Origin of the sequence: Microbacterium sp. BF1 (assembly GCF_019279095.1) — a bacterium.
In the GTDB taxonomy this organism is placed as follows: domain Bacteria; phylum Actinomycetota; class Actinomycetes; order Actinomycetales; family Microbacteriaceae; genus Microbacterium; species Microbacterium maritypicum.
The window spans coordinates 1-7,159 of sequence record NZ_JAGYWT010000090.1 but is presented as its reverse complement, the minus strand read 5'-3'; the positions used below and the strand labels follow the sequence as shown (position 1 = coordinate 7,159).

Below are 7,159 nucleotides of genomic sequence, written 5' to 3'. Positions count from 1 at the left end.
GTGACCGATCACCACGACGGGGCCTGAGTCCACGTGTCGGAGGTAGGCGGCGACGAGGTCGGCGTGCCGTTCCATCGTGAGGGTCCGCGTGGGCTCGGGCGCTTCGCCGAAGCCGGGCAGATCGACCGCGATGACCCGCCCCTCCAGGCGCTGCACGACGTCGAGGTAGACGCTGCGACCCATGCCGATGCCGTGCAGGAGAAGGTACGTGTGCGGTCCATCGCCGAACGTCTCGGCGATGAGCGTCGCACCTCCGTGCTCGAACTCCAGGAGCGTGACGGAGGTGCCCTTGGGGGCGAGATAGCTGGATGGCACCCACCAACGGTAGCCGAGCATCCTGAGGCGCCGCTCGGGACGCCGTCGCGCGCCGTTCGCTCAGCCGGCCGGAGTCAGCACCAGAGTGTCGACGGCAGCCGCCTTCACCGCCTTCGCCGAGTACGCCCACGGCTTCTGGATGCCTGCTGCCCAGTCCGCCGTCTGATCCGTGTAGTGCTCGTTGTAGGCATGGCCGGAGGCACCGGTGAGGTGGTTCCACGTCGACGCGTCGAGATCTGACAGATCGATCACCATGCGCATCGACGGCACGGTGGTGGTCGCGTACGAGACGCCGAGCTCCCACCCGGTCGCATTCACCACGGACGCACCTCCGCCCACCGGGAACGGCCCTCGGTTGAAGAGCGCTTCGATCGGCGCGATGCCCGACGAGCCGAGCGTGTCGCTGGTGAGGGTGATCGCGTGCAGGTCGCCCCAGTTCCAGCGTGAGACGGTAGTTCCCTGCAGTGCCGCGAGCTCGTCGTAGGCCTCTTGCGCCGACAGCGCCAGCATCTGCTCCATCCCGTCGACGTCGATCTGCTCGTTGACCCAGAGCGGGTCGGAGGGATCGGCCAGCATCGCGGAGACGACCGTGAAGAGGCGGGCCTGACCGTCGATGGGGAGGGGCTGGGCGCGCTCGGCGAAGATATTCTGCACCAGGTTCGACCACAGCACGTTCGCATAGGCCGCGGCAGGCGACGATGCCGTGTTCTGGGCGTCCCATCCCTGCAGCAGTTCGACGGCCTCGGTCGGACCGGCGCCGGATACGTCGACGTCGCCCATGACGCTCGCCAGCTGCGTGCCGATCCACATCTCGTTGTCCATCTGGATCTCGCGCATGTCTTCCGCGGTCAGGGGCGCGACGGCCGCCCGCCGTTCGATGAGGTGGGCGATCCGTGCCGCTCGGTAGCCGTAGTCCCAGTCCCGGGAGAGGAAGTACTCGTAGTCGTCGGTCACGATCGCGTTGTTCGCGGTCACGATGTACCCGGAGTTCGGGTTGTACGACACCGGCAGTTTCTCGAACGGGATGAAGCCCGTCCAGTCGTAGCTGCTGTCCCATCCGGGCTGAGGCATCCATCCGTCCCCGGCGCCGCGGATGGGGAGGCGACCGGGCGTCTGGTACCCGATGTTGCCCTCGGTGTCGGCGTAGATGAGGTTCTGGGCCGGCACGTCGAAGAGCGAGGCGGCGTAGCGGAAGTCCTCGAAGTCCTGCGCGGTGGAGAGCGCGAAGATCGCGGTCGCCGCGGTGCCGGGGTCCAGGGCCGTCCACCGGAGGCTCACGGCGTACTCGGCGTCGTCCTCGGAACCGGGGACCGGGGCGGTCGGGGCGGCGGCCTCAGCCTCGAGCGCGGGTTCGGGGTCGCCGGCGATCGCGGTGAAGTCGTCGGTGAGGCCCGAGATGAGGGGCCCGTGCACGGTCGAGCGGATGGTGAGCTCGATGTCGTCACCGCCCGCGACCTTGATCGTCTCGGTGCTCTCTTCGAGGGGTACCAGTGCCCCGTCGCGCCAGTACTGGTCGCCTTCGACGCGCTCGATGTAGAGGTCGGTGACGTCGGTGGTGAGGTTCGTGAACCCCCAGGCGACCTTCTGGTTGTGGCCGATCACGATGCCGGGGAGCCCTGAGAACGAGAAGCCTCCGACATCGAACGGGCACGCCTCGTCCACCGTCGAGCACTTCAACTGCACCTGGTACCAGACCGAGGGGAGGGATGCTCCGAGGTGCGGGTCGTTCGCGAGCAGGGGCATCCCGGTCTCGGTGAGGGCGCCGGAGACGACCCAGGAGTTCGAGCCGATGCCCTCGCCGACGTCGCCCACCAGAACGCTCGCTGCCTCGATGACGCTCGACGTCTCCTCCCATTCGATGGTCGTGGAGGCCTGCTGGACTTCTCCCTCGGTCTCGGTGGGGGTGAACGCCGCAGGCTCCGCGTCGGTGCCGAGCGTCGGAACGGTCGAGATCTTCGGGACGATCACGGGGTTCTCGTCGAACGGGTAGTCGGGGTAGAGCTTGGCGAGAGTGTCTTCGGTCGCCGTGGGATCCGTGCCCTCGCCATCCGTGTCGCCGCTCAGCTCGGCTGCCAGGAGCGATCGTTCGGTCTCGTCCTCGATGTTGCCGCGGAGGTCCCAGGCCATGGCCTTGAGCCAGGCCACGGAATCCGCGGGCTCCCAGGGCTCGGGCGCGTAGTCGGGATTCTGCAGGCCGATCACGGCGTACTCGAGCGACAGTTCGGCGCCCGACCGCGAGGCCAGATAGGCGTTCACGCCATCCGCGTACGCCTCGTAGTAGCTGCGGGTGGTGTCGTCCATCGCCTCGACCTCGGCCTCGGCGACCTTGCGCCAGCCGAGCGTGCGCAGAAAGGCATCGGTCCCCGCCTGCGACTCCCCGAACATCTCGGCGACGCGGCCGGCGGTGACATGGCGACGGAAGTCCATCTCGAAGAAGCGGTCCTGCGCGTGCACGAACCCCTGAGCGTAGAACAGGTCGTCGGTCGAGTCGGCGGTGATGGTCGGGATGCCGCGGTCGTCGCGCTGCACCGTGACCTCGGCCGTGAGTCCGTCGAGCTCGACGGATCCGTCGATCCGCGGGAACGAGCGCTGGATCGTCCACGTGACGAAGAACGCCGCAGCCACGGCGATCACGATGATTCCGGCGACCACGAGGAACGCGATGCGTCCGATGCGAACGCCCAGCGACGGGCGAGAAGGTACGGCGGATTCCTGCGAATCGGTCATCATCGTCGAGAACTCTTTCGGGTAGACAGGTGGAACTCAGTCCCACCGAGCCCCAGTGCGCGTTTCAGGGTCGCGCCTTCGCATCATATCCGCACCGGCGCTCGCCGCGAGGCGTTCGGCGACGGGTGCCCCGCCGGCTCCGTCCGCGTCGTGTGGCGTCACGCGTTGCGCGATGGGGGCGTACCGCGCTCCTGTTCCTGTTCGACGACGTGCTCCCGGGGATCATCGATCGCTCTGCGACGCGGATCGCCGAGGCGAGCAGAGTGGCCTGACGCACGAATGCGCCGACACCCTCAGGGCGTCGGCGCATCCGTCGTTCGTTCGTCGGGTCAGTCGGTTCCGGAGTCGAAGGCCGCGCCCTCGGATGCGGAGTCGACGGCGCCGGCCAGAGTCTCGTCGGCTTCGGAGATCGAACCGGGGACCGAGTCGGTGATCTCACTCGACTCGCCCGCCGTCACGCGGCCGACGAGCTCACCGGTTGCACCTCCGACGAGACCGAGGCCCGCGTACTGCTCGAGGCGTGCGCGCGAGTCGGCGATGTCGAGGTTGCGCATCGTGAGCTGGCCGATGCGGTCGACCGGTCCGAAGGCCGCGTCGCCGACGCGCTCCATCGACAGCTTCTCGGGGCCGTACGAGAGGTTCGGCGAGACGGTGTCGAGGATGGTCCAGTCGTCGCCGCGGCGCAGACGGATCGTGACGGTGCCCGAGATCGTGAGGCCGACCCAGCGCTGGATCGACTCGCGCAGCATGAGCGACTGCGGCTCGAGCCAGCGCCCCTCGTACATGAGGCGACCGAGGCGGCGACCCTGCTCGTGGTACGTCGCGAGGGTGTCTTCGTTCAGGATGCCGTTGACCAGGCGCTCGTAGGCGATGAACAGCAGCGACATGGCCGGGGCCTCGTAGATGCCGCGGGACTTCGCCTCGATGATGCGGTTCTCGATCTGGTCGCTCATGCCGAGGCCGTGGCGTCCGCCGATCGTGTTGGCCTCCATGACCAGGGCCACCGGGTCGCTGTACTCGACGCCGTTGATCGCGACGGGGCGGCCGGCCTCGAAGGTCACAGTGACGTCTTCGGTCTCGATGGCGACGGCCGGGTCCCAGAACTTGACGCCCATGATGGGGTCGACGGTCTCGAGCGACACGTTCAGGTGCTCGAGCGTCTTCGCCTCGTGCGTCGCACCCCAGATGTTGGCGTCGGTCGAGTAGGCCTTCTCGGCGGAGTCACGGTAGGGGAAGTCGCGGGCGACGAGCCAGTCGCTCATCTCCTTGCGGCCGCCGAGCTCGGTGACGAAGTCGGCGTCGAGCCACGGCTTGTAGATGCGCAGGCGCGGGTTGGCGAGCAGGCCGTAGCGGTAGAACCGCTCGATGTCGTTGCCCTTGTAGGTGGAGCCGTCGCCCCAGATGTCGACGCCGTCCTCCTTCATGGCGCGCACCAGCATGGTGCCGGTGACCGCGCGCCCGAGGGGCGTCGTGTTGAAGTAGGTCTTGCCGCCGGAGCGGATGTGGAAGGCGCCGCAGGAGAGGGCGACGAAGCCCTCTTCGACCAGGGCGGTCTTGCAGTCGATCAGCCGCGAGGCCTCGGCGCCGTACTCCAGCGCGCGACCGGGGATCGATGCGATGTCGTCTTCGTCGTACTGACCGAGGTCGCCGGTGTAGGTGAAGGGCACGGCGCCCTTCTCACGCATCCAGGCGACGGCGACGGAGGTGTCGAGTCCTCCGGAGAAGGCGATGCCGACGCGCTCGCCGACGGGCAGGGACTGGAGGACCTTGGACATGGCTCCCAGTCTATCCGCGGGCGGCGTGTCGCCCTGTCTCGCATGACAGTGACGAAAGCCCGTCAGGCGAGGAGGACCTCCACCCGCAACGCGGCATACGTGCCCATGGCGCGGCGGTCGCACGTGAGAAGCGTGATGGCGGCATCACGTGCGGCGAGGCCGACGAGTCCGTCGTACACCGATCCTCCTGCGATTCCCGCGTCTGCGAAGGTGGCGATCGCGGCCTCCGCCGACGTCGGCGAGAGCGGTGCGGAAGCGGGGAACGACCGCTCGATGATCTCCTGCGCGCGACCGGGACTGACGCGCGCGGCGCCCGGCATCCGCGTCAGTACCGAGTACATCTCGACGGACGCGTGCCCGGCGAGGCCGATGACGCGACCGTGGGTGAGTTGGAGTATGCGTTCGTGTGCCGGATTCTGGTCGTGGACCAGCGCGATCGCGGCGCTGGTGTCGAGGAGGAGATCAGCGCTGATCGGCAAGTCGGAGCTCCCGGATCTCATCCACGGTGAGTGTCGGTCCTCCTGTGATGACCAGACGGCCATCCTTCTCGACGACGTTGTCCGGGGCATCGATCTCGATGCGAATGCCGTTGCCGTCGAGGATGAGATCGACCGGGCCGGGGATCAATCCGACGCGCTCGCGAAGTGCGGCCGGAATCACGATCCGGCCTGCCTTGTCCATGGTTGCCCTCATGCCATGACGGTACCATTTGAAAGGCGGATGCGGAGTGCTTCATATCGGCGGCATACGCGCAGGACGCATCGATACAGTGCCCGCATGCAGAGAGCACGGTTGCGTGGACTGTGGTGGTTCGTCGCGGGAGGCGTGATCCTCGCCGTGCTTCTCGTCGCGGCGTTTCAGACCTTCCGCGGGTCGACGCTCGCGCGGCAGGACATGGCGGCGCACCTGTCGTTCCCCGCGACGTATCACGGCTTCGAAGAGGCCTCGGAACTCGCCGGTTTCACACTCAACGATGACGGCACAGCCGAGGTCTCGGCGCTGATGCTCGGCACCGAGGAACGGGAGCTCGACGACGGGCGGGTGTGTCTCGACGGTGACGTGACCCCGGTCGTCGGGAAGGCCAGCTGGCGGACGGACGATGCGGGGTGGGTCGTCATCGAGACGGGCGACCGGCAGACGCGTCTGAGCCAGGACGATCCGATGCTCATGGGCTGGGGTTGGGGCAAGGTCTATGTCCTGACACCCTGCACCGAGGAGTACACGGCGACGTTCGTCACCCCGAACGCCGACTACTCCGACTGAACGACATCTTCGTGGCGCGCCAGGCGCAGCGGGGAAGGAACTCCCGTCGCCGTCACGCGACACGTCGCCGTCCTCGGCGACGCCAGGGTGGCAGAGCGCCGCAGAAGTGGGAGAGTAGGGCGCACGGAGGTCGGACATGGGTGGAGCGATCCTGTGGGGTCTGGTCGCGGCGGCGCCGCTGTTCGTCGGAGCGGTGCTCGCGCTGCTGCGCACCTGGCCGCCGCGCTGGCTCGGCATCGTGCTGGGTTTCGGCGCAGGCGCGCTGATGGCCTCGATCGCCTTCGAACTCTGGGAGGAGGGACTCGACCTCGCCGGTCCCATCCCTCTCGTGATCGGCGTCGCGGCGGGAGCGATCAGCTACTACATCGCCGACCGCATCCTCGACGCCCGAGCCGCGAAGGCCAAGGAGAAGGCGGGCGGAGGCCAGCTCGCCGTGGGGGCACTGCTCGACGGCATCCCTGAGCAGCTGGTGCTCGGCATCGGGCTCGCATCCGGCGAACCCGTCAGCATCGCGCTCGTGGTCGCCATCCTGGTCTCGAACCTGCCGGAGTCGATCGGTTCGGCCGCCGACCTGCTCGAAGGCGGCATGGCGAAGTCGCGGGTGCTGCTGCTCTGGGCGGGCGTGGCCGTGATCTGCGCTGTCGCGACGGTTGCGGGATTCGGTCTCGCGAGTGTCACCGGCGACGAGTTCCGTGCGGCGGCGAGCGGCTTCGCTGCCGGGGCGCTGCTGGTGATGTTGGTCGACTCGATGGTCCCCGAGGCGCAGTCCAAGGCCAAGGAGTCGACAGGACTCGCGACCGTGCTGGGCTTCGCGCTCGCCGCGGGGTTGGCTCTCGCGTCGTGAGAGCAGATCCGTGAGAGCAGATCCGTGAGCCGAGATCCGGCCCCGGGTCAGTCCTTGCCGCGGAACTGGTCCCGTTTCACACTGCGACCCGTGATGGTGTCGATGTGTTCGCTCTCGGCCGCGTGATGAAGGCGAGCGACGAACACGGTGCCCTCAAGGTTCTGAACCGGGCAGCGATCGGAGTCGGGGCCCTCGTGATTGTCGCGATCGTCGTCTCGCACGTCTGGTTCTTCAT

The 7,159-nt window shown here is 68.0% G+C and carries 7 protein-coding genes; 2 read left to right on the top strand and 5 right to left on the bottom strand.

Going from position 1 to position 7,159, the window contains the following annotated elements; all coding sequences use genetic code 11:
- The 5 genes from KZA10_RS05120 to KZA10_RS05100 all read right to left on the bottom strand — a co-directional run.
- A partial coding sequence (locus KZA10_RS05120; protein ID WP_308289589.1) for an alpha/beta hydrolase occupies positions 1 to 315 on the bottom strand: 315 nt, incomplete at its 3' end.
- A gap of 60 nt (positions 316 to 375) precedes the next feature.
- Positions 376 to 3,042 (bottom strand): penicillin acylase family protein, encoded by a 2,667-nt coding sequence (locus KZA10_RS05115; RefSeq protein WP_218682338.1) that lies wholly within the window; start codon positions 3,040 to 3,042, stop codon positions 376 to 378.
- Positions 3,043 to 3,371: 329 nt separating this feature from the next.
- A complete protein-coding gene (gene argG, locus KZA10_RS05110; protein WP_055871670.1) occupies positions 3,372 to 4,817 on the bottom strand; it encodes an argininosuccinate synthase in 1,446 nt (481 codons plus the stop codon).
- Between the two features lie 62 nt (positions 4,818 to 4,879).
- Positions 4,880 to 5,296 carry a PIN domain-containing protein gene (locus KZA10_RS05105; RefSeq protein ID WP_028501274.1) on the bottom strand — a complete coding sequence of 139 codons (417 nt, stop codon included), beginning with the start codon at positions 5,294 to 5,296 and terminating at the stop codon, positions 4,880 to 4,882.
- A complete protein-coding gene (locus tag KZA10_RS05100) occupies positions 5,280 to 5,510 on the bottom strand; it encodes an AbrB/MazE/SpoVT family DNA-binding domain-containing protein (protein ID WP_229778774.1) in 231 nt (76 codons plus the stop codon). Before KZA10_RS05100 ends, KZA10_RS05105 begins: the two co-directional genes overlap by 17 nt.
- Before the next feature lie 84 nt (positions 5,511 to 5,594).
- Between KZA10_RS05100 and KZA10_RS05095 the strand changes: the two genes are divergently transcribed.
- A complete protein-coding gene (locus KZA10_RS05095) occupies positions 5,595 to 6,080 on the top strand; it encodes a hypothetical protein (RefSeq protein ID WP_218682336.1) in 486 nt (161 codons plus the stop codon).
- A gap of 136 nt (positions 6,081 to 6,216) precedes the next feature.
- Entirely contained in the window at positions 6,217 to 6,924 is a 708-nt protein-coding gene (locus KZA10_RS05090) for a ZIP family metal transporter (protein WP_055871679.1), read from the top strand.
- Positions 6,925 to 7,159: the final 235 nt, after the last annotated feature.

Excerpts from the sequence above, each read along its gene's own strand:
- KZA10_RS05115 (WP_218682338.1), bottom strand. The coding sequence starts at position 3,042 with ATGACCGATTCGCAGGAATCCGCCGTACCTTCTCGCCCGTCGCTGGGC.
- argG (WP_055871670.1), bottom strand. The coding sequence starts at position 4,817 with ATGTCCAAGGTCCTCCAGTCCCTGCCCGTCGGCGAGCGCGTCGGCATC.
- KZA10_RS05100 (WP_229778774.1), bottom strand. The coding sequence starts at position 5,510 with ATGAGGGCAACCATGGACAAGGCAGGCCGGATCGTGATTCCGGCCGCA.
- KZA10_RS05095 (WP_218682336.1), top strand. The coding sequence starts at position 5,595 with ATGCAGAGAGCACGGTTGCGTGGACTGTGGTGGTTCGTCGCGGGAGGC.
- KZA10_RS05090 (WP_055871679.1), top strand. The coding sequence starts at position 6,217 with ATGGGTGGAGCGATCCTGTGGGGTCTGGTCGCGGCGGCGCCGCTGTTC.